Source organism: Achromobacter sp. Root565, assembly GCF_001427425.1.
Lineage (GTDB): Bacteria > Pseudomonadota > Gammaproteobacteria > Burkholderiales > Burkholderiaceae_B > Achromobacter > Achromobacter spanius_D.
This window is the reverse complement of sequence record NZ_LMGO01000006.1, coordinates 279,781-302,188: the sequence shown is the minus strand read 5'-3', so window position 1 is coordinate 302,188 and position 22,408 is coordinate 279,781. Positions and strand designations below refer to the sequence as shown.

The following is a 22,408-nucleotide window of genomic DNA, read 5'->3' as shown; positions in this document are numbered from 1 at the left end:
CAGCTGCGCAGGCCGGCCAGGGCGCCTAGCGCGGCATCTTGCCGTCCGTCAGCCCCCGCTCGAACGGCAGGGCCGCGTCGCCGTCCACGACAGCCCCCTGCCGGTCGCGCTCGGCGGACAGCGCCGCCTGGATGGCGCTGTCGCGCAGATAGCTGCCCATGGCGCCGATGTCCGCCCCGGACGGCTGCTGGTACAAGCGCAGGCCCAGTTCCGGCAGGATCGCCAGCAGATGGTCGAAGACGTCGCCCTGGATGCGCTCGTATTCGACCCATGCGGTCACCGCGGTAAAGCAATAGACCTCGACCGGAATGCCCTCGGACGTGGGCTCCATCATGCGCACCATCATCGCCATGTCCTGGCGGATTTCCGGATTCTGCTTCAGGTACGCCAGCGCGTAGGCGCGCAGCGTGCCGATGTTGGTCAGCCGGCGCCGGTTGGCCGGCACGCTGGCCAGTTCGCCCAGCGTCTGGTTGGCCTGGACAATGTCCTGGGTCTTGGTCTGCAGGTAGTCGTGCAGCAGCCGGAACTTCATCAGGCGCTGCGGTTCGTCGTCGGCCAGAAAGCGCACGCTGGCGGCGTCGATGCGGATGGTGCGCTTGATGCGCCGGCCGCCCGATTCGAACATGTGCCGGTAATTGCGGTAGCTTTCCGAGAACAGCTTGTAGGTCGGCACCGTGGTGACGGTGTTGTCCCAGTTCTGCACTTTGACGGTATGCAGCGCGATGTCCTTGACAAAGCCGTCGGCGTTGCATTGCGGCATCTCGATCCAGTCGCCGATGCGCAGCATGTCGTTGCTGGTGAGCTGCGTGCTGGCCACCAGCGACAGCAGCGTGTCCTTGAAGACCAGCAGCAGCACCGCCGACAGCGCGCCCAGGCCGGAGATCATCCACAGCGGCGAGCGGTCGATCAGGATGGAAAGCACCAGAACGGTGCATACGGCCGCCAGGATGAGCTTGCCGATCTGGATGTAGCCCTTGATGGACCGGGTCTGCGCGCGGGTCGTGGCTGAATAGGTGTCCTGCCAGGCGCTCAGCACGCCCGAGAACGCAATGAACACGCAGATCCAGGCGCCCGCGTGCGCCAGCCGGCCCACGACGGAGATCGCCCGTTCGGCGTGGGGCACCAGGTCGATGCCCACGGACACCACGGCAAACGGCACCGCGTACCAAAGATTCTGATACGCGCGGCGGCGCTGCAGCGCCTTGTCCCAGTCGACGCGGCCGCTGGCCACCAGCAGCCGGTGCGCCAGCAAGAGGACGACGCGCGCGACGACCCACTGCACGAACAGCGCGGTCAGGATGAGCACGCCGATTCCGATCAGCGTCTGCGCCCAGATCTCCCGCGGCATGTGGGTATCAAGTTGGGTGACTAGCTCTTCCCATTCCAGGGGCATGGATCCGTACTCGCTTTTCAGGTCTTGAAACTAACCGGGGATTATCCGACAACTCGCCCCGATCGCGGGTTCCGGCCCCGCATAACGGGCGGCCGCCACACCCGGCGCGGCGCGAGGCCCTATAATCCCGGCCATCATGGCAAAGACTCCCTCCCCCGATCAAAACCAGTTCGCCAACAAGGCGCAGGCCTGGTCCGCCCGGTTCTCCGAGCCGGTTTCCGAACTCGTCAAACGCTACACGGCGTCCGTGGATTTCGACAAGCGCCTGGCGCGCCACGACATCCAGGGCTCGCTCGCGCACGCGGACATGCTGGCCGCCCAGGGCATCATCGGCGCCCAGGATCTGGCCGACATCCAGCGCGGCATGACCCAGATCCTGTCCGAAATCGACGCCGGCTCGTTCCAGTGGCTGCTCGACCTGGAAGACGTCCATCTGAACATCGAAAAGCGCCTGGTGGAACTGGTGGGCGACGCGGGCAAGCGCCTGCACACCGGCCGTTCGCGCAACGACCAGGTCGCCACCGACATCCGCCTGTGGCTGCGTGACGAAATCGACACCCTGCAGATCCTCTTGCGCCAGCTGCGCCACGCCCTGGCGACGGTCGCGCTGGAAAACGCCGGCACCATCATGCCGGGCTTCACGCACCTGCAAGTGGCCCAGCCCGTCACCTTCGGCCATCACCTGCTCGCGTACGCCGAAATGTTCGGCCGCGACGCCGAGCGCCTGGCCGACTGCCGCCGCCGCGTGAACCGCCTGCCGCTGGGCGCCGCCGCCCTGGCCGGCACGTCTTTCCCGATCGACCGCGAACGCGTCGCCAAAACCCTGGGCTTTGAAGGCGTGTGCCGCAATTCGCTGGACGCCGTCTCCGACCGCGACTTCGCCATCGAATTCTGCGCCGCCGGCGCGCTGATCATGACGCACGTCTCGCGCCTGTCCGAAGAGCTGGTGCTCTGGATGAGCCCGCGCGTCGGCTTCATCGATCTCGCCGACCGCTTCTGCACCGGCAGCTCGATCATGCCGCAGAAAAAGAACCCCGACGTGCCCGAACTGGCCCGCGGCAAGACCGGCCGCGTCAACGGCAACCTGGTCGCGCTGCTGACCCTGATGAAGGGCCAGCCCCTGGCCTACAACAAGGACAACCAGGAAGACAAGGAAGGCCTGTTCGACACGGCGGACACGCTGCGCGACACGCTCACGATCTTCGCGGACATGGCCGGCGGCATCAAGGTCAAGGCCGACAACATGCGCGCCGCGGCGCTGCAAGGCTTTGCCACCGCCACCGATCTGGCCGACTACCTGGTCAAGCGCGGCGTGCCCTTCCGTGACGCCCACGAAGTCGTGGCCCACGCCGTGCGCGATTGCGAACAGCGCGGCTGCGATCTGGCCGACCTGTCCACGGCCGAACTCACGGCCTACCACCCCAGCATCACCGAAGACGTGCATCAGGTGCTGACGCTGGAAGGCTCGGTCGCCGCGCGCAAGCACGTGGGCGGCACCGCCCCCGAGCGCGTGGCCGAAGAGGCTCAACGCGTGTTGGCGGAAACGGCCGAAGGCTGATTGCCAATCCGGCTGACGGCTCGACTGCAAGGCCCCCTTTCCGGGGGCCTTGTTGTTTCTAGCCCGCCAACCAGCCGTCCAATTGCCGCGCCAGCGCATCGAACACGCCCGCCACCCGCTTCACGCGCCGCAGATCGCCGTGCATGGCAATCCAGACGTCGACGTCAAAACCGATTTCCTGCGCCAGCACCGGCACCAGCCCCAGGGGCTTCGCAAGCTGGCGCGGACATACGCCGACGCCCAGGCCGGCCTTCAGGGCCGCGAACTGTGCGACGTGGTGGTCGCACGCCACGGCAAACGGCTGGTCGGCGTCGATCACGCCCTGCTCGGCCAGCACGCGGCGGTCGGCCAGGCGGCGGTCGGGGCCGATCATCGGCGTGTGCCGCAAGTCGCCGCGGGTATGCGGGAGCCCATACGCCTGGATGCAGTCCGCCGTGGCGTACAGCCCGACGCGCAACGCGCCGGCGCGGCGCGCCACCACATTGGCTTCGCTGGGACGCTGCAGCCGGACCGCGATATCCGCTTCCTGCCGGGGCAAGGCCTCCAACCGGTCCTGCACGCTCAGTTCCAGCCGCACGCCCGGCAGCGTCCGGCGGATTTCCAGCAGCATTGGCGGCAGCACCTCGACGCCCAGCAACTCGCTGCTGGTGATGCGCACGACGCCCTCGGCCGCATCCGCCCCCTCGCCCGCCCGCCGGGTGAACGCCTGTGCCGCCGCGTCCATGGCCTCGACGTGCTCGCCCAGTTCGCGCGCCGCGTCCGTGGGCTGCAGCCCCGCAGGGGTCCGCAGAAAGAGGCTCACGCCTACACTGGCTTCCAGCTTTTCGATGCGGCGGCGGGCGGTGGCCTGCGCAATGCCCAGCATCCGGGCCGCGCCCGACAGGCTGCCGGTACGCAAGACGGCTAGAAAGACACGCTGGCTTTCCCAATCTAGAGAATCAATGCTCATACAAAATCTGCTAACGGATGGTTCATTCTGGCGGTTCCCGGCGGCCGGCATCCCGGGCATCCTGTTTCACCCGTTTGAAGGAACCCATTCATGACCCTGACCGGCCAATGCCGCTGCGGCGCCGTCCGCTACTCCATCGACCTCGCGGGCAAGCCGCTCGTCTATGCCTGCCATTGCCAGAACTGCCAGCGCTGGAGTGGAAGCGCCTTCGGGCTGCACCTGCTGCTGCCGGAAACGGCGATGAGCATAACCGGAACGCTCGACGAATACCGCCATGAGCACGAGGGAAAGCAGTCTTGCCAATTTCTGTGCGCGCAGTGCCGCACGCGCATCTTCAACACGACCGAAGCCGCACCCGGCATGCGCGTGTTGCGCGCCGGCACGCTGGACGAGGCGGCCGGGCTGACGCCGGCCGCGCATATCTGGACCCGGCGCAAACACGCCTGGCTGCACTTGCCGGCTGACGTGCCGAGCTGGCCTGAAAGCCCGTCTCCGGAGGAGTTTGCGCAGGCGGTGATGGGAGGGTGATGGGCCAAAGGTCCGATATGATGGCGCCTTCGCCGTTCTGTCCCCCAGACCATGTCCCTCGCGCGCGCGCCGCTCAAGCCCTTTGCTCCGCTACGCATGTCCCTGGCCGTATTGGCCGCTTCCACGCTGCTGGCTAGCGTCGGTGTGCCGCCAGCCCAAGCCCAAACCGCCCGCAAACCCTCCCCCTACGAAAACGGCCGTCCCCTGCGCCCCGACGAGGTTGAGGCGCGCAAGGCGGAGGACGCGCGGTGGGGCGGCCCGCGGTTTCTGGAGAGGATCCAGACCCGGGCCGAATTCGATCAACTGGCGCGGGTCTACAACGCCGGCACGCCGCTGGAAATTCCGCACGTGCTATTCGTGATCGACCGCCAGCGCGCGGACCGCATCTATTACCTGCACACGCCCCGCTATGGGCTGCACGAGACCTTTGCGCGCGAGCGTCGTCTGTTGTCGGGCGACAAAGCCAAGCTGATCGCGCAGTACAAGGATCCGAACCGGCGCCTGCTGTTCGGCACGTTGAGCTGGCAAAACGGTCTGCCGGGCTACACCTATGAATTCTGGGAAGGCGATCTGCTGACGCCGGAACTGCTGACCCTGACCGCGCAGCGGCTGGCGGCCACGTTTTACGAGCCGCTTCGATTCAAGAGCAACTCCACGCTGCAGGAGCAGACCGCGCAGCGGGCCGGGCTGGACGTTGTCACGCAAGAGGCGCTGCTGCGCGAGCAGACCTTCCTGCCGCTGAACACCGGGCGCGCACAAGGCAGGCTGCGCATCGTCAAATCCGTGGACGAGACGCCTGACCTGTCGCCCACGGACATCTTGGTGCTGGACGAGGTGCCCGTCGCGCTGACGCCTGTGGCCGGTCTGGTCACGCAGCGGCCGTCCACCCTGCTCTCGCATGTGAACCTGCTGGCCAAGGGCTGGCGCATTCCCAATGCCTACGTGCGCGACGCCGTGGCCGTCCTGCGCGAGCATGACGGCCAGTGGGTCGAGCTGACCGTGGAAAACAACGGCTATCGGGTTCAGCGCATGGCGCAGCCCGCCGCGGCCGCCTCGCCGACGGCGGCGGCAACGCCAACCACCGCCACGCCGCTGCCCAAGCCCGACCTGTCGGTGCGCGCCATCAAGCCGCTGTCCGGCATGACCACGCGCGACAGCCGCCACTGCGGCGTCAAGGCCGCGAACCTGGGCGCATTGAAATCCGTGCTGCCGCCCGCCGCCAGCGTGCCCGACGGCTTTTGCATTCCGTTTGCCCAGTACGCGGCGTTCATGGACAAGCTGGGCGTGCCTGCCCGCGTGGCGGCGCTGGAACAGCGAACCGACTTCGCGTCCGACGCCAATGTGCGGCGCACGGAACTGGCCAAGCTGCGTCAGGACATCATCGACGCGACGCCCGAAGCCGCCCTCTCGGCGGCCTGGCTCGTCCGCTGGGAAAAACAGCTGGGCGGACGCGGCGTCTTCGTACGCAGTTCATCCAATTCTGAAGACCTGCCGGGCTTCAGCGGCGCGGGCCTGTACACCACCGTGCCCAACGTCACGCAGGCCGACGCGCTGGCCCGGGCCGTGCAGACGGTCTGGGCGTCGGTCTACAACTTCGAGGCCTATGAAGCGCGCCGCGCCGCGGGCTTCAATCAGGACGCGGTGGTCATGGCGGTGCTGGTGCAGTTGGCCGCCGCGTCGGACAGCTCGGGCGTCATGATCACGCGCGATCCCTTCGACGCCTCGCGCCGCCACGTCACCTACCTGTCCGCCAAGCGCGGGCTGGGCATCAAGGTGGTGGAAGGCAAGCGCCAGGCCGAGCAGGTCATGTATTCCAGCTGGTCCAAGGCCGTGCAGGTGCTGAGCCGATCGGCTGAGGACACGCAGCTCGTCGCCGCCGCGGGCGGCGGCGTGCGCGAAGTGCCCATCGAGGGCGCCCGGCAGGTGCTGAATGACGCGCTGGTCGCGCGCCTGGCCACCGTAGGCCGGCAGGTGAAGACGCGGCTGGGAAATGGGGATCAGGACATCGAATGGGCCGTGCAAGGCGACGAGATCCTGATCCTGCAGGCGCGGCCGTATATCGACGGCGGGCGCTGAACGCAGGGGCGCGGGGCAGACACGGCGCGGACATTGCATCCACGCCGTGTCCTGTCTTCAGATATGCAACGCGTGCCCCAGCGCCTTGAGCGCGGCCTCCTGCACGGCCTCGCCCAGCGTGGGATGCGCGTGGATCGTGCCTGCCACATCCTCCAGCGTCGCGCCCATTTCCAGCGACTGCCCAAACGCCGTCGACAGCTCGGACACCGCACGCCCCACCGCCTGCCACCCAACAATCAGGTGGTTGTCGCGCCGGGCCACCACACGCACAAACCCGTCGGTGGATTCCAGCGTCATGGCGCGGCCGTTGGCGGCGAAGGGGAAGGATGCCGTCACGCAGTCCAGCCCGGCGCTTTCGGCCTCTTGCGGCGACAGGCCCGCGACCACGACCTCGGGATCGGTGAAGCACACGGCGGGGATGGACGCCGGCTGGAAGTGGCGGCGCTTGCCCGCCACCAGCTCGGCCACCATCTCGCCCTGCGCCATTGCGCGATGCGCCAGCATGGGCTCACCCGCGATGTCGCCGATGGCCCAGACATCGCGCATCGACGTGCGGCACTGGTCGTCGATGCGCAGCGCGTTGCCCTTGCGGTCCAGTTGCAGGCTTTCCAGCCCCCAGCCTTGCGTGCGCGGGCGGCGCCCCACCGAGATCAGCACGCGATCGGCGGATAGAAGCGTTTCAGCGCCGCTGGCGTCCTGCACGCGCACCGCATCACCCTTGCCGTTCAGCCCCAGCACCTTGCGTCCGAGATGCAGCGCGATGCCCATCTTGCCGAGCGCGGCCGCCACCGGCTTGGTGAGGTCGGCGTCGTAGGTCGGCAGGACGCGGTCCTGCGCCTCGACCACGGCGACCTCGGCGCCGAGCTTGCGGTACACAGTGCCCAGTTCCAGGCCGATGTAACCGCCGCCCACCACCACGAGCTGCTTCGGGATGCTGGTGGGCGACAGGGCCTCGGTGGACGACACCACCGTGCCGCCGAAAGGCAGCGACGGCAGCGGCGTGGGCTCGGAACCCGCCGCCAGCAGCAGGTGCTCGCACTGGATGCGGATGCGGCCGGCGTCAGGCGTCTCGACGTCGGCGGTCTTGCCGTCCAGCAGCGTGGCCCAGCCGTGCACGACTTCCACGCCGTTCTTCTTGAGCAGCGCGCCCACGCCGCCCGTCAGCTTGCCGACGATGCCGTCCTTCCAGGCCACGGTCTTGGCGATGTCGATGCGCGGCGCGTCGACCGCGATGCCCAGCGCCGAATCGCCGGCGTAGTGACGCGCCTTGTCGAATTCCTCGGCCGCGTGAATCAGGGCCTTGGACGGGATGCAGCCGATGTTCAGGCAGGTGCCGCCCAACTGCGCGCCCTCGACCAGGATGGTCGGCACGCCCAGTTGCCCGGCGCGGATGGCGGCCACGTAGCCGCCGGGGCCGCCGCCGATCACCAGCAATGTCGTTGTCTTTGTGATCTGGCTCATGCTTACTCCACGAAAAGCAGCGCGGGTTGTTCCAGCAGCGCGCGCACAGCCTGGATGAAGCGCGCCGCGTCCATGCCGTCCACCACGCGGTGGTCGAAGGACGAAGACAGGTTCATCAGCTTGCGCGCCACCACGGCGCCGTTGCGGAAGGCTGGGCGTTCGACGATGCGGTTCACGCCCACGATGCCGACCTCGGGGTGGTTGATCACCGGCGTGGTGACGATGCCGCCCAAGGGACCGAGGCTGGTGATGGTGATGGTCGAGCCGGACAGCTCGTCGCGCCCGGCCGAGCCGCTGCGCACCGCCTGCGCCAGCCGCGTGATCTCGGCCGCCATGGACCAGATGTCGCGCGCCTCGGCATGGCGCATCACGGGCACCATCAGGCCGCCGTCGCTTTGCGTGGCAATGCCGATGTGCACCGCGCCGTAGCGCGTCACCACCCCGGCCTCGTCGTCGTAGCGCGCGTTGATCTGCGGAAAATCGCGCAGCGCCACCACCATCGCGCGGGCCAGGAGCGGCAGCAGCGTCAGCTTGCCACGCGACTCGCCCCACTTGGCGTTCAACTGCACGCGCAGGTCTTCGAGCTCGGTCACGTCGATTTCCTCGACGTAGCTGAAGTGCGGGATGCGGCGCTTGGATTCGGCCATCTTCTGCGCGATCTTCCTGCGCAGCCCGATGACGGGCACGGCGTCTTCGTCGTTGCGTTCGGCGTAGGCCGAGCCGGCGCGTGCGCTGCTGGCCGAGCCCTGCCCCTGCAGCCAGGCGTCCAGGTCTTCGTGCAGGATGCGACCGGCGGGGCCACTGCCTTGCACGTAGCGCAGTTCGACGCCCAGGTCCCACGCGCGCTTGCGCACGGCGGGCGAAGCCAACGGCTTTTCGCCGGGCTGGCGGACTGCGGCGGGCGCGCCGCCTGATTGGCGCCCGGCCGGCGACCTGGCCGACGCCGGCGCGGAGCCGGATGCGGATGCCGATGTCGATGACTTGGCCGGCGTGGCAGTCGCGGGCGTCACTACGCCGGGCGTCACTACGCCACTTTCCACCAGACTCGGACCTCCCGCACGCTGCGCCCCATCGGCAGCAATCCCGCCAGCCGCAGGCACAGCCGCCTTCGCCGCCGGCGCCGCCGCCGCAGCGCCCGCCTTCACATTCCCTTCGCCTTCGACTTCGAGCCGGATCAGCTCACCGCCCACGGCCATCACCTGGCCAACATCACCGCCCAGCGAAATCACCTTGCCAACCACCGGCGAGGGAATCTCGACCGTGGCCTTGTCCGTCATGACGTCAGCCAGCGGCTGGTCCTCGGCGACGGTATCGCCCACCTTGACGTGCCAGCCCACCAGCTCGACCTCTGCGATGCCTTCGCCGATATCGGGCATCTTGATGATATGAATCCCCATGTCATGCCTCCATCGCGCGTTTGAACGCTTCGCCGACCCGGCGCGGGCCGGGGAAGTACGCCCATTCCTGCGCGTGCGGATAGGGAGTGTCCCAACCGGTCACGCGCTCGACGGGCGCCTCCAGATGATGGAAGCAGTGTTCCTGCACCAAAGAAATCAGTTCCGCGCCAAAGCCGCAGGTGCGCGTGGCCTCGTGCACCACCACGCAGCGCCCGGTCTTCTTGACCGAGTTGACGATGGCATCCAGATCCAGCGGCCAGAGGCTGCGCAGGTCGATGATTTCGGCGTCGATGCCGGTTTCCTCGGCCGCGGTCAGCGACACGTGCACGGTGGTGCCGTAGGTCAGCACCGTCAGCTCCGAACCCGGACGCACGATGGCGGCCGATTCCAGCGGCACGGTGTAGTAGCCGGTGGGCACGACACTACCGGGACGGCCGGTCCACGGCGTGACGGGTCGGTCATGGTGGCCGTCGAACGGGCCGTTGTAGAGGCGCTTGGGTTCCAGGAAGATCACCGGATCGTCGTTCTCGATGGCGGCGATCAAGAGCCCTTTCGCGTCATACGGATTGGACGGCATCACCGTGCGCAGGCCGCAGACCTGCGTGAACATGGCCTCGGGGCTCTGGCTGTGCGTCTGTCCGCCGTAGATGCCGCCGCCGCAGGGCATGCGGATGGTCATGGGGGCAATGAACTCGCCCACCGAGCGGTAGCGCAGGCGCGCCGCCTCGGACACGATCTGGTCCGAGGCCGGATAGAAGTAGTCGGCGAACTGGATTTCGCACACGGGCCGAAGGCCGTAGGCGCCCATGCCCACCGCCACGCCGACGATGCCGCCTTCGGAAATGGGGGTGTCGAACACGCGCGAGCTGCCGAACTTGGCCTGCAGGCCTTCGGTGCAGCGGAACACGCCGCCGAAGTAGCCCACGTCCTGCCCGAACACCACGACGTTGTTGTCGCGCTCAAGCATGACATCCATGGCCGAGCGCAAAGCCTGGATCATGGTCATCGGCGCCGAGGCCGGACCAGCGTTGTTATCGATTGCCATGGTCAGACTCCGAGCTGCTGACGCTGCCGGCGCAGATGCTCCGGCATGTCCTTGTACACGTCTTCAAAAATGCTGGCGGCGCTGGGGACGTGGCCGTCCACCAGGGTGCCGTAGCTCTCTGCTTCCTTCTGGGCCGCCAGGATCTCGGCGTCGAGTTCGGCGCGGACTGCGTCGTGCTCGGCGTCGGACCAGATGCCCAACAGGATGAGGTGTTTCTTGAAGCGCTCGATCGGGTCGCCCAGGGGGAAGTGGCTCCAGTCGTCGCCGGGACGGTACTTGGTGGGGTCGTCGGAGGTGGAGTGCGGACCGGCGCGGTACGTTACCCATTCGATCAGCGTCGGGCCGAGGTTGCGGCGGGCGCGCTCGGCGGCCCAGATTGACGCGGAATAGACCGCCAGGAAATCGTTGCCGTCCACCCGCAGCGACGCGATGCCGCAGCCCACGCCGCGGCCCGCGAAGGTCGCGCCCTCGCCGCCGGCGATCGCCTGGAAGGTCGAGATGGCCCACTGGTTGTTGACCACGTTCAGGATGACGGGCGCGCGGTAGACGTGCGCGAAGGTCAGCGCGGTGTGGAAGTCGGCTTCGGCGGTGGCGCCGTCGCCAATCCAGGCCGAGGCAATGCGGGTGTCGCCCTTGATGGCCGACGCCATGGCCCAGCCCACCGCCTGGATGAACTGCGTGGCCAGGTTGCCCGAAATCGTGAAAAAGCCGTTTTCCCGGTCGGAATACATGACCGGCAGTTGGCGGCCCTTGAGCGGGTCGCGCTCGTTGGACATGAGCTGGCACATCATCGTCACCAGCGACACGTCGCGCGACAGAAGGATGCTTTGCTGGCGATAGGTGGGAAAGCACATATCCCCCTTTTCCAGCGCCATGGCGTGGGCGGTGCCAATGGCTTCCTCGCCCAGGCTCTGCATATAGAACGAAATCTTCTTCTTGCGCTGCGCGGTCAGCATGCGCCCGTCGAAGATGCGCGTCTTGAGCATCGCACGCATGCCGGCGCGCAGCATGTCGTGGCTGATCTCCGGCGCCCAGGGCCCGACGGCGCGGCCGTGCTCGTCGATGACGCGGACCAGGCTATAGGCCAGTGGACCGGTGTCGACCGCGGCAACATCAATGGGGGGTTTGGGCACCTCGCCGGGCGGCGAAAGATGCAGATAGGAGAAGTCTGTCTTGCAACCCGGTCGCCCTGTCGGCTCGGGGACGTGCAACTTCAGCGGCCCATATTGGCTCATGTATTGTCTCCACGCTTGATCGTGTCATGCGTTTTCTTCCTACCAAGGCGTTGCCAGAGGCGTGTGACCTCGGACGCTGCCGTCGACGGCTTGCGCCCGGGGATACTTGGGCAAAGCCGTTGACGAGATTAGCACAGGGGACAGGGCCGATGAGCGGGCCGCGCGGCCTCTGAGGGCCGCATTGGGCTACGGGTTTTCCTGCGTTGCGGCAGGCCCGGTTGCCCGTTCTACCAGCGGTAGCTGAGCGTTGCGTACAAGGTGCGCGGATCGCCGTAACGGCAGCCGGTGCTGCCGGCGCAAGCCAGGTAGCCGCGGTTGAACAGGTTGCGCGCGTTCAGCGCCAGCGACAGGCCGGACATCGACGGATCCAGCGCGCCAAAGTCATACGCGGCCATCGCGTCCACCAGGAACTGCCCCGGCACATTGGCGGGATAGCCCGGCAGATTGGTCGAACTGGCATAGCGCACCCCTGCCCCCACGGTCAGGCCGCTCACGCCAACCGCTGTCAGGTTGTAGTCGGCCCACACCGACGCGCTGTGCAGCGGCACCAACGCGATGCGCTGGTCCACCAGGGCCGGCGTGTTGCTGCGCGTGGTGCGCGCGTCGGTGTACGCATAGCTCGCGGTCAGGTTCAGCGCGCCCAGGCGAGCTTTGGCTTCCAGTTCCAGGCCGCGCGAACGCGCCTTGCCCGTCTGCACCGAATACGTGGCATCGGCCGGATCGCTGGTCAGCGCATTGGTCTGCGTCAGGTCGTAGATGGCGGCGCTGTACAGCATGTTGCCGCCTGGCGGCTCGTAGCGCAGCCCCAGTTCGTACTGGGTGCCCTTGGTGGGCTTGAACGCATTGCCCGCGCGGTCCACGCCCACCGTGGGCGCGAACGACTGGCTGGCGCTGAGGTAAGGCGCCAGGCCGTTGTCGGCCAGATAAAGCAGGCCGATGCGGCCGGTCGTGGCCGTGTCGCGCAACCGCGTGGTGACGCCGTTGGTGTAGCTTTTCTGGTCGGTATCGGCCCAGTCCTGGCGCCCGCCCAGCACGACCACCCACTTGTCCTGGATCTTGATCTGATCCTGCACATAAAGGCCCAGCGCGCTGGAGCGCGTGTTGATGCCGTAGTCAGCGGCGGTGTTCAGCACCGGCACGGCGCCGTAGACCGGGTTGTAGATATCGGCCAGCGGGGCCACGGTGCCGGAATGGCGGTGGGAATCGTAGCCGCTGCGGTAGTAGTCCAGGCCAGCCAGCACGGTGTGCTGCAGGGGGCCGCCATCCAGTTTCATTTCCAGCGAAGTGTCGGTGGCGATGCCGTATGAATGCTCGTTGCGGCTGACGACGCCGCGGCGCAGCGTGCGGCCATTGGCCTGCAGGGCGCCGAACGACAGGTAGTCCCAGGTGCCGTCCGCCGTGAAATAGCGCGCGCTCTGGCGCAGCTTCACGCGGTCGTTGAATGCGTGTTCGAACGCGTAGCCCACGGTGTAGGTGTCCGTGTCGTAGCGGTCGAAATCAGGCTCACCGATGAACAAATCGCGCGGGATCTGGCCGTTCAGCGTGTTGGCGGCAGGCATTGGCGCGGCGAATTTGGTGCGGATGCGCTGGTATGTCGCCAGCAGGGTCAGGGACGTCGCGGCCGACGGCTGCCACGTCAATGCCGGCGCCAGATAGGTCCGGTCGTCCGGCACATGATCCACCCAGTTGTCGGCGTTGCGCGCCAGGCCGGTCAACCGGTAGGTCCACGTGCCGTCTTCGGTCAGCGCGCCGGCGAAGTCGCCCGACACCTGCCGGCGGTTATAGCTGCCCGCTTCCAGGTTCAGCTCTCGCAGCGTGTCGGCGGTGGGCCGCTTGCTGACGGTGTTCACCACGCCGCCGGGGCTCAATTGCCCATAGAGGACGGACGACGCGCCGCGCAGCACTTCCACCCGCTCCAGGCCGTACGGTTCCTGCCCGCCGTCGTAGACACTGGATTGCAGCTTCAGGCCATCGCGCAGTTGCCCGGAGTTGCCGGCGGCCACATTGAAGCCGCGCAGCATGAGGTCATCGACCATCCGGCTGAACGCCGGCGACTGCGAGGAAACACCTGGCGTATACCCCAGCGCGTCGGCCAGCGACGCCGCCTTGACGACGCGGATCTGGTCGCTGGTGACCACCGACACCGATTGCGGCGTCTCGATAAGCGGCGTGTCCGTCTTCGTGCCCGACATCGCCCGCTGCGCAACGTAGCCGTCGACATGGCCGGTAGGCGATTCCGCCGAGCCGGTCACGCGCACCGGTTCCAGCATCGTCGCGTTGGCCGGCGCGCGGCGCACGCTCAGCGTGCCGTTGGCCGTTACCGCCAGCTCCAGCCCGCTGCCCGCCAGCGACTGGCGCACGGCCTCTTCGGGGGTGTAATTGCCCGCCACCGCCGCAGCCGTGCGTCCCGCGACCAAGGCGGGGTCGACCGACACCGCGCGCCCGCTTTGGCGGGCGATCCGGGTCAACGTGTCGCCCAGCGGCGCAGCCGGCAGGTCGTATCGCGTCGCCACCGGGGCCGGGGTCTGGGACTGTGTCTGAGCCTGCACCGCCGGTGCGGCCAAAGCGACGATCAGCGCGGCCGTCAGCGGCGCGGCTGGATAGTGGTGAAACATGGGATCTCCTGCAAACAGTTTGGCGTTTCAGGAGGTATGTCCAGCGAGGCCGGCAAAAGCGATCATTTTTTCTCAGCGGCGTCCGCGCGCAGGTCGATGCCCACCAGCCATCCGCCCAGCGAACTGACCTGGATGGGCAGCGTCTGACGCAGCGATTCCAGCGTGCGGTCCGTGTCGTCCAGCGGGAAGGCGCCCAGCACGCGCAGCCGCGCGGCCTCCGGCGTGATCCTGATGACGCCCCGCCGATAGGGACGCAAGGCGTCCACCACCGCGCCAAGGGGCTCGTCATGTACAACCAGCATTCCGCCCTGCCACGCGGCCGCGTCGCTCAGTTGCACATCCGGCTGGCCCAGCCCGCCCGCGCCGAAACGCACGCCCTCGCCCGTATGCAAGGTCAGGCGCTGTCCGCCCGCTCGCACCTCGACGCTGTGTTCGAGCACGCTGGCCACGCTAGTTTCGCCCTGGCGGGCCACGCCGAACACCGTGCCAAGCGCCTGGACCTCACCGTCGGCGCTGACCACCATGAAAGGCCGGCTGGCGTCGGACGCCACGCGCACGAGCACCGCGCCGCTGCGCAAGCGGACCCGGCGCGCCTCGGCAGAGAAATCCAGGTCCACCGCGGACCGTGCATTCAACGTCAATTCGCTGCCGTCGGGCAAGGTGTAGACGCGGCGTTCGGCCGTGCCCGTACGTAGGTCGGCGGTCAGGGTGCGCAACGGCGTCTGGCGGTCTGCAAGCGCCGCCAGCCCGCCGGCGGCGAGCGCCAGCATCAGCATGTTGCGCAATGCGCGGCGCCGAGCCGGCGGCTCCTTCAGCACCGCCCCGGCGGCTCGCCGCTGTCCGCCCTGGCCCAGGGCGTCAAAAGAACCCTTGACCGCAGTGTTCACTGTCTCCCAGGCCGCGGCATGGCGCGGATCGGACTGGCGCCAGCTTTCAAAGCGCACCCGGTCCGCCGCGGCAACGCTGCCGGAGGACAACAGCACCATCCAGTCCACGGCCGATTCCAGTTCGGCCGGCAGTGCGGGCGCCGTCATGGCGCAAGCCGCGAAGCCACGCACAGCGTGATGGCCTGCTTCATGTAGCGCCGCACGGTGATGACGGACACGCCGATGCGCGTGGCGATCTCGGCGTAGCCAAGCTCGTCAACCTGGCTGTAGAGAAAAGCCTGGCGCGCCTTGCGCGGCAGGCGGTGCAGGACGCGGTCGATGTGCATCAAAGCCTCGACGACAAGCGCGCGGCTTTCTTCGCTGGGTGCGCTAGCCTGCGGCAGCGCCTGCAGGCTGTCGATGTAGGCGCGTTCCAGGTCGCGGCGACGCCAGAACGTAAAAAGCGCGCGCTGCGCCAGGGTGGTCAGGAACGCCCGCGGTTCGCGAATCGCTTCGGCGTGGCGGCCCGACAGAATCCGCACAAAGGTGTCGTGCGCGAGATCGGCGGCGTCGTGACGGCAGCCCAACCTGCGCCGCAGCCACTCCTGCAGCCAGGAATGATGAGCTTCATACAGCTCGGCAGCGGCGTGCTCCGTGGGCTGCGCGGATGAGGACATAACGAGGCGCCAAGCTAATTAACAATAAGAATTATTGTCATTTATTCCTTGGCGCGCAAGCGCGGCCGACAACCGCGCTGTCCGGCTTAAACGGCGCCGGTCCATTCCGTGACGAATTCACGGTAGTCCGGACGCTTGGCGGGCGGCACCGCGCACGCGGGCGTGCCGACGGCCAAAAAGCCCAGGAAGCGGTAATCCAGCGAGTCCAGACCCAGCGCGTCCTGCACGTCTTCCACGTACGTGCCCAGGCCGGTGCTCCAGAACGCGGCGTAGCCCAGCATGTGGACGGCGTTCAGGATGTTCATCACCGAGCAGCCGGCGGCGAGCAGCTGTTCCTGTTCGGGGATTTTGGTGTTGCCGTGGGCGATCTTCTGGGCCACGGCGATGAACAGCGGCACGCTGGCCATCCATTCGCGAACCGACTTTTCCTTTTCGGGCGTCATGCGCGGATCGCCGGTGCGCTTGACGGCGTCCAGCGCCATGTCCGCCAGCTTGCCGATGGCCTCGCCCTGGATCACGACATAGCGCCACGGACGCAGCGCGCCATGATCGGGGGCCGCCATGGCAGCCTGCAGGATCTGTTCGAGTTCGTCGGGTTTGGGGGCCGGCGCCCGCAGGAACTTGAAGGAGCGGCGCGAGGTCAGGGCGTGGAGCGGCGTGGCGGTCTGGTTTACGGTCATTGATCGATGCGCAAATGGGAAAGAAACAGATTCTCATAGTACGCGATGACGTCTGACCGGTCGCTGATCCCCCGGACCGCAACAAGGGCATCCCGGCGGCGCGCTCAGCCCAGGTGGGTGTGCCGCTCCTGCCGCTCTTCGACCTGCATTTCGCTCAGTCCGTGCAGGATGCCGCAATCATCCGAGTCGGGCCGCGCCGACAGGCAGCGCTGGCGCAGTTCGGTCAATTGGGCCTTTAGCTGCGTCAGTTCGGCGATGCGCTCGTCGACGTGCGAGATGTGCTCGTCAAAGAGCTGGTTGATGGGGCCGCAGCCGGTGCGATGGTTGTCGGCCACGGAGAGGATGGCGCGGATTTCGTCCTGCGTCATGTCCAGCGCGCGGCAGTTGCGGATGAGGCGCAGACGCTCCAGGTGCATCTGGCCATAAGTGCGGTAGTTGTTGAGCCCGCGCTCCGGGGCCGGCAGCAGCCCCTCTTTCTCGTAATACCTGACGGTTTCGACCGTGGTGCCGGCCGCCGTGGCCAATTCGCCGATACGCATCGCTGCCTCCCGGATCAGATCCGATGATTAGGGGTTGACCCTATAGTAACTCCAAGGTGTGGAATTGCGTCATCAGCTTATTTGAAGGGTCAAGCGGATGTCTTTACCTCCGGTCAAACAACGCGAACATCAATCGGGCGGGGATTGCGGTCCCTGCTGCGGCGGCGAGCGCGCGCCCGCGCAGCCCGCACCCATTGCGATGGCGCGCGTCGAGAAAACGGGCGATGACGCCTGCTGCGGGCACGATCATGCGCGGGAACCGGTCAAGAGCCCCGGTCACGCTCACGCTCACGCTCACGCTCACAAGCATGGTGCCGACGCCTGCTGCGCGACCGCTGCCCCAACCCGGGCTGCCCAGGACGCGGACTGCTGCGGCCACCCGCACGGCGATGCCTCCCTGCAACCCGCCGCCGCCACGACGCTCACCGCCGGCCCGGGCCAGTTGCTGGCGCGCCTGCGCATCGGCCAGATGGACTGCCCCACCGAGGAAACACTGATCCGCAAGAAGCTGGACGGGGTGGACGGCGTGCATGCGCTGGACTTCAACCTGATGCAGCGCATTCTGACCGTGGTCCACGCCGAGGGCGCGCTGGACCGCATCGTCGCGGCCATCAAGTCGCTGGACATGACGCCCGAGCCCCTGGCCGACGGCGCGGCGGCCGCGCCCGCCCCCGCCGCCAAGGCAGTGAACTGGTGGCTGATCGGCGGCGCGGGCGTGCTGGCCGCGCTGTCCGAGTTCTCGCATTTTGCCGGCGGCCCGCTGCTGCTGACCGCCGCGCTGGCCGTGGCCGCCATCCTGGCCTGCGGCGTCACCACCTACCGCAAGGGCTGGATCGCCGTGCGCAACGGCAACCTGAACATCAACGCGCTGATGAGCATCGCCGTCACCGGCGCCGTGCTGATCGGCCAGTGGCCCGAAGCGGCCATGGTGATGTTCCTGTTCAACGTGGCCGAACTGATCGAAGCCCGCTCGCTGGACCGGGCGCGCAACGCCGTGCGCGGCCTGCTGGACCTGGCGCCCGACACCGCCACGCTGCGTCAGCCGGACGGCAGCTGGGTGGAAGTGCCCGCCGCGTCACTGCAGCCGGGCGGCATCGTGCGCGTGCGGCCGGGCGAGCGGATCGCCGCCGACGGCATCGTGGTGAGCGGCACGTCGGCCGTGGACCAGTCGCCCATCACGGGCGAAAGCCTGCCCGTCGAAAAGGCCCAGGACGATCCCGTCTTCGCGGCCACCGTCAACACCTCCGGCTCCTTTGACTACCGCGTGACCGCCGCGGCCGGCAACACCACGCTGGCGCGCATCATCCACGCGGTGGAACAGGCGCAGGGCGCGCGCGCGCCCACGCAGCGCTTCATCGACCGGTTCTCGCGCATCTACACGCCCGCCGTCGTGGTCATCGCGGCGGCCGTGGCCGTGCTGCCGCCACTGCTCTGGGGCCAGCCGTGGTTCGACGCCATCTACCGCGCGCTGGCGCTCTTGATCATCGCCTGCCCGTGCGCGCTGGTCATTTCCACGCCTGTCAGCATCGTCAGCGGCCTGACCGCCGCGTCGCGCCGCGGCATCCTCATCAAGGGCGGCGTCTATCTTGAAGAAGGGCGCAACCTGAAATGGCTGGCGCTGGACAAGACCGGCACGCTGACGCACGGCAAGCCGGTGCAGACCGACATGCAGGACTGGGACGCGCCCGAAACCGGTCCCCACCCCGCCGCCCTGATTGCCGCCAGCCTGGCCGCGCGCTCGGACCACCCCGTGTCGCTTGCCGTGGCCAACGCGGCGCGCGAAGCCGGCAGCGCGCTGCTGGAGGTCGACGCTTTCACCGCCCTGCCGGGCCGCGGCGTCAGCGGCCTGGTGGGCGGCCAGACCTACCACCTGGGCAACCGCCGCCTGATGCGCGAACTGGGCGTGTCCAACGCCGCGCTCGACGCCCGCTTTGACGAACTGGAAAGCCAGGGCAAGAGCGTCATCGCGCTGTCCGACGGCAGCCGCGTGCTGGCGCTGGCGGCCGTGGCTGACACGGTCAAGCCCACCAGCGCCCAAGCCATCGCCGACCTGCATGGACTGGGCGTGCGCACCCTCATGCTGACGGGCGACAACACGCCGACCGCGCAGGCCATCGCGCGTCAGGTCGGCATTGACGAGGCGCGCGGCGACCAACTGCCCGAGGACAAGCTGACCGCCATTGAAGGCAAGCTTGCGCCGGACGTGCGGGTCGGCATGGTGGGCGACGGCATCAACGACGCGCCCGCGCTGGCCCGCGCCGACATCGGCTTTGCGATGGGCGCGGCCGGCACCGGCACCGCCATCGAGACCGCCGACGTGGCGCTGATGGACGACGACCTGCGCAAGATCGGCACCTTCCTGCGCCTGTCGCGCGCGACGCATCGCGTGCTGGTTCAGAACATCGCGCTGGCGCTGGGGATCAAGGTGGTGTTCCTGGCCCTGGCCGTGACGGGCCACGCGACGCTGTGGATGGCGGTGTTTGCCGACGTGGGCGCCAGCCTCTTGGTGGTCGCCAACGGCCTGCGGCTGCTGCGCGCCGCGCCGGTCAGCCGCTGAACTGCACGGGCGGCGCCAATCCGGAGCCGCCCCCCGCCGCAGCCCCCGCAGCGAATGCCCGTATGATGGCGAAAAACAGAGCCGCCCCGCGCGCCATCAAGGAGACTCCCGCTTGTCCGCAGGTTCGCATTCGCCCATCCCGGAAACGTTTCCCACCTTTGAATCGTCGGATTTCTCTGGAGAGGGATCCTTCTATTTCGATCTCGTGCGCCTGCAGGATCACGACGACATTCCGCGCGGCTTTCTGCACCGGCACCGCTATTACCACCTGCTGTGGATGACCGAGGCGCAGGGCACGCACCTGCTGGACTTCGAGCAGCACGCGGTGCGCGACCATTCGGTCTTCTTCCTGTCCCCGGGCCAGATCCACGCGTGGACGTCGTCGGTGAAGCCCAGCGGCTACGTCATGAACATCAGCACCGAGTTCTTCGCGCAGATGTTCCCGCGCGCGGACGACATCGCCAAATTTCCGTTCTTTCACCTGGCGGGCGGACCGCCCGTCATCTACCTCACGCGCGAGCAGCACGACGCCATGCTGCCGCTGCTGGCCGAAATTGAACGCGAAACGCGCGACCGGCAGACGGGTCGCTTTGACGTGGTGCGCTCGTACCTGCTGATCCTGCTGACCCAGCTTCGCCGCCTGTATCCGGCCGACGATCGCGAGACCGCCGCCGGTCCCAGCTATTCGCTGGCCAAGCGCTTCACCATGCTGATCGAAGAGCATTACCTGGACTTCTCGGCCATCCGCCAGTACGCCGACGCCCTGTGCGTCAGCGAGCGCCAGCTCAACGACGCAGTCAAGCGCAGCGTGGGGCGCACCGCCAGCCAGCTCGTACAGGAGCGCATTGCGCTGGAGGCCAAGCGGCTCCTGTGCAACACGGACCTGAGCATCGCCGAGATCGGGTTCCAGCTGAACATCGAGGATCCGGCGTATTTCACGCGCTTCTTCAAGAAGCACACGGGCTGCACGCCCGGCGATTTCCGCAAGAAGTATTACCGCCCCATCGAATGACGGCCGCCCCGCAAAAAAGTGCAAAACAAGCTCTGATCTGTCCTAACGCGCCCTGACCCGGGCTGCGTAAAGTTCATCCGGACTCAACCCGCCGCGCTGCGGCCAGATTGAAACTGCGATGAATGACACTTCGACATTGATGACGGGCGGCCAGCATGTGGTGCGGGCCTTGTTGGAACACGGCGTGGACACCGTATTCGGCGTGCCCGGCGAGAGCTACCTGGACGTATTGGACGCGCTGTATGCGCAGCGCGAGCGCATCCGCCTGGCGTCCTGCCGGCACGAAGGCGCGGCGGCATTCATGGCCGAGGCGCACGGCAAGCTGACCGGCCGGCCCGGCATCTGCATGGTGACGCGCGGCCCCGGCGCCACCAATGCCAGCATCGGCGTGCAGACCGCGTTCCAGGATTCCACGCCGATGATCGTGCTGGTCGGCCAGGTCGGCAACGACATGGTCGAGCGCGAGGCCTTCCAGGAAATCGACTACCGCCGCATGTTCGGCCAGTTCACGAAGTGGGTGGCGCAGATCGACAGCGCCGCGCGCGTGACCGAATACTTGAACCGCGCCTTTTCCGTTGCCACGTCCGGCCGGCCCGGCCCCGTGGTGCTGGCGCTGCCCGAAGACATGCTGACGGACGTGGCCCCGGCCCTGCCCTGCGGCACGATCCAGGTGCCGCAGGCCTACCCCGCGCCCGACGCCCTGGCCAGCATGCGCACGCTGCTGGCGGGCGCGCAGCGTCCCCTGCTGATCGCTGGCGGCTCCGGCTGGACCGACACGGGGCTGGCAGGCCTGACCCGTTTTGCCGAGATGAACGGCCTGCCGGTTGCGTGCTCGTTCCGCCGCCAGGACCTTTTTGACAACCACCACGCGCAGTACGTCGGCGAAGTCGGCATCGGCGTGAACCCGGAACTGGCCGAGGCCGTGCGCCAGGCCGACGTCATCCTGGCCGTGGGTGCGCGGCTGGGCGAGATGGTGACGGGCGGCTATACCCTGCTGCAATCGCCGGTGCCCAGCCAGACGCTGATCCACGTGCTGACCAGCCCGGAAGAGTTGGGCCGCGTGTATCAGCCCGCGCTGAAGATTCAATCGGGCATGGACGCCTTTGCGGCGTCGGCCGCGGCGTTGGCGCCCGTGGATGCATCGCCGTGGCGCGACTGGATGCAACGCCTGCGCGGCAACTACCTGCGCTACACCGAGCCGCCCGCCGCACGCGGAGACATGGACCCGGCGCGCGTCATTGCCGCGCTGCGCGACCAGCTCGATTCGCGCGCCATCCTGACCAACGGCGCGGGCAACTACAGCGCCTGGGCGCATCGTTACTACCGCTTCAGCCACCCGCGCACGCAATTGGCGCCCACCAGCGGCGCCATGGGTTACGGCGTGCCCGCGGCCATCGCGGCCAAGCTGCGCCACCCCGAACGCCAGGTGATCTGCCTGGCGGGCGACGGCTGCTTCCTGATGACCTCGCAGGAGCTGGCCACCGTCAAGCAGCACAAGCTGGGCATCGTCTTCATCGTGTTCAACAACGGCATGTACGGCACGATCCGCATGCACCAGGAGGTGCATTACCCAGGCCGCACCATCGGCACGGACCTGTGCAACCCCGATTTCGTGGCCTACGCCCAATCGTTTGGCGTGGCGGCCGAACGCGTGGACACCCATGAAGCGTTCGGCCCCGCGCTGGCGCGTGCGCTGGACAGCGGTTCCCCCTATCTGATCGAACTCAGTCTGGACCCCGAGGTGATCACGCCCCGGGCCACTTTGACGAGCCTGCGCGAAAAGGCGCGCACCGCCGGCGCCTGATCAATCAGGCCCGGTG

17 protein-coding genes are annotated in these 22,408 nt (G+C 67.8%); 6 read left to right on the top strand and 11 right to left on the bottom strand.

What is annotated here, in order from left to right:
- Positions 1-25: 25 nt before the first annotated feature.
- A complete protein-coding gene (locus ASD71_RS22790; RefSeq protein WP_056570043.1) occupies positions 26-1,393 on the bottom strand; it encodes a mechanosensitive ion channel family protein in 1,368 nt (455 codons plus the stop codon).
- A 136-nt stretch (positions 1,394-1,529) separates the two neighbouring features.
- On the opposite strand from ASD71_RS22790, the gene argH reads away from it, so the two are divergent.
- Positions 1,530-2,951, top strand: coding sequence for an argininosuccinate lyase (gene argH, locus ASD71_RS22785; RefSeq protein ID WP_056570041.1), 1,422 nt, complete (start codon positions 1,530-1,532; stop codon positions 2,949-2,951).
- A 58-nt stretch (positions 2,952-3,009) separates the two neighbouring features.
- On the opposite strand, the gene ASD71_RS22780 is transcribed toward argH, so the two are convergent.
- Entirely contained in the window at positions 3,010-3,900 is an 891-nt protein-coding gene (locus ASD71_RS22780) for a LysR family transcriptional regulator (protein WP_082579024.1), read from the bottom strand.
- Positions 3,901-3,990: 90 nt separating this feature from the next.
- Between ASD71_RS22780 and ASD71_RS22775 the strand changes: the two genes are divergently transcribed.
- Positions 3,991-4,428: a GFA family protein gene (locus ASD71_RS22775; protein ID WP_056570037.1), complete on the top strand. Its 438-nt coding sequence runs from the start codon at positions 3,991-3,993 to the stop codon at positions 4,426-4,428.
- Positions 4,429-4,479: 51 nt separating this feature from the next.
- Positions 4,480-6,504 carry a PEP/pyruvate-binding domain-containing protein gene (locus ASD71_RS22770; RefSeq protein ID WP_056570036.1) on the top strand — a complete coding sequence of 675 codons (2,025 nt, stop codon included), beginning with the start codon at positions 4,480-4,482 and terminating at the stop codon, positions 6,502-6,504.
- Between the two features lie 57 nt (positions 6,505-6,561).
- Here ASD71_RS22770 and lpdA read toward each other — a convergent pair whose 3' ends face one another.
- The 9 genes from lpdA to cadR all read right to left on the bottom strand — a co-directional run bounded on the left by lpdA (position 6,562) and on the right by cadR (position 17,019).
- Positions 6,562-7,965, bottom strand: coding sequence for a dihydrolipoyl dehydrogenase (gene lpdA, locus ASD71_RS22765; RefSeq protein ID WP_056570035.1), 1,404 nt, complete (start codon positions 7,963-7,965; stop codon positions 6,562-6,564).
- Positions 7,966-7,967: 2 nt separating this feature from the next.
- The gene (locus ASD71_RS22760) at positions 7,968-9,362 is read right to left on the bottom strand and encodes a dihydrolipoamide acetyltransferase family protein (protein ID WP_056570034.1); all 1,395 of its coding nucleotides are present in this window, start codon (positions 9,360-9,362) and stop codon (positions 7,968-7,970) included.
- 1 nt (position 9,363) lies between these two features.
- Complete coding sequence (locus tag ASD71_RS22755) at positions 9,364-10,407, bottom strand: alpha-ketoacid dehydrogenase subunit beta (RefSeq protein ID WP_056570033.1); 1,044 nt, start codon at positions 10,405-10,407, stop codon at positions 9,364-9,366.
- A 2-nt stretch (positions 10,408-10,409) separates the two neighbouring features.
- The gene (locus ASD71_RS22750) at positions 10,410-11,642 is read right to left on the bottom strand and encodes a 3-methyl-2-oxobutanoate dehydrogenase (2-methylpropanoyl-transferring) subunit alpha (protein ID WP_056570032.1); all 1,233 of its coding nucleotides are present in this window, start codon (positions 11,640-11,642) and stop codon (positions 10,410-10,412) included.
- Positions 11,643-11,869: 227 nt separating this feature from the next.
- The gene (locus ASD71_RS22745; RefSeq protein ID WP_056570024.1) at positions 11,870-14,257 is read right to left on the bottom strand and encodes a TonB-dependent siderophore receptor; all 2,388 of its coding nucleotides are present in this window, start codon (positions 14,255-14,257) and stop codon (positions 11,870-11,872) included.
- A gap of 62 nt (positions 14,258-14,319) precedes the next feature.
- Positions 14,320-15,291 carry a FecR family protein gene (locus tag ASD71_RS22740; protein WP_056570023.1) on the bottom strand — a complete coding sequence of 324 codons (972 nt, stop codon included), beginning with the start codon at positions 15,289-15,291 and terminating at the stop codon, positions 14,320-14,322.
- Positions 15,288-15,800: a sigma-70 family RNA polymerase sigma factor gene (locus tag ASD71_RS22735; RefSeq protein WP_056570022.1), complete on the bottom strand. Its 513-nt coding sequence runs from the start codon at positions 15,798-15,800 to the stop codon at positions 15,288-15,290. Before ASD71_RS22735 ends, ASD71_RS22740 begins: the two co-directional genes overlap by 4 nt.
- Positions 15,801-15,886: 86 nt before the next feature.
- Positions 15,887-16,480 carry a nitroreductase gene (locus ASD71_RS22730; RefSeq protein WP_056570021.1) on the bottom strand — a complete coding sequence of 198 codons (594 nt, stop codon included), beginning with the start codon at positions 16,478-16,480 and terminating at the stop codon, positions 15,887-15,889.
- Between the two features lie 104 nt (positions 16,481-16,584).
- Positions 16,585-17,019 (bottom strand): Cd(II)/Pb(II)-responsive transcriptional regulator, encoded by a 435-nt coding sequence (gene cadR, locus ASD71_RS22725; RefSeq protein WP_056570019.1) that lies wholly within the window; start codon positions 17,017-17,019, stop codon positions 16,585-16,587.
- 199 nt (positions 17,020-17,218) lie between these two features.
- Between cadR and ASD71_RS22720 the strand changes: the two genes are divergently transcribed.
- The 3 genes from ASD71_RS22720 (at position 17,219) to ASD71_RS22710 (ending at position 22,392) form a co-directional block, all read left to right on the top strand.
- On the top strand, positions 17,219-19,576 hold the full coding sequence (locus ASD71_RS22720; RefSeq protein ID WP_056570015.1) for a cation-translocating P-type ATPase: 2,358 nt from the start codon (positions 17,219-17,221) through the stop codon (positions 19,574-19,576).
- A gap of 112 nt (positions 19,577-19,688) precedes the next feature.
- Complete coding sequence (locus tag ASD71_RS22715; protein ID WP_056570013.1) at positions 19,689-20,588, top strand: helix-turn-helix domain-containing protein; 900 nt, start codon at positions 19,689-19,691, stop codon at positions 20,586-20,588.
- A gap of 118 nt (positions 20,589-20,706) precedes the next feature.
- Complete coding sequence (locus ASD71_RS22710) at positions 20,707-22,392, top strand: thiamine pyrophosphate-binding protein (protein WP_056570011.1); 1,686 nt, start codon at positions 20,707-20,709, stop codon at positions 22,390-22,392.
- Positions 22,393-22,408: the final 16 nt, after the last annotated feature.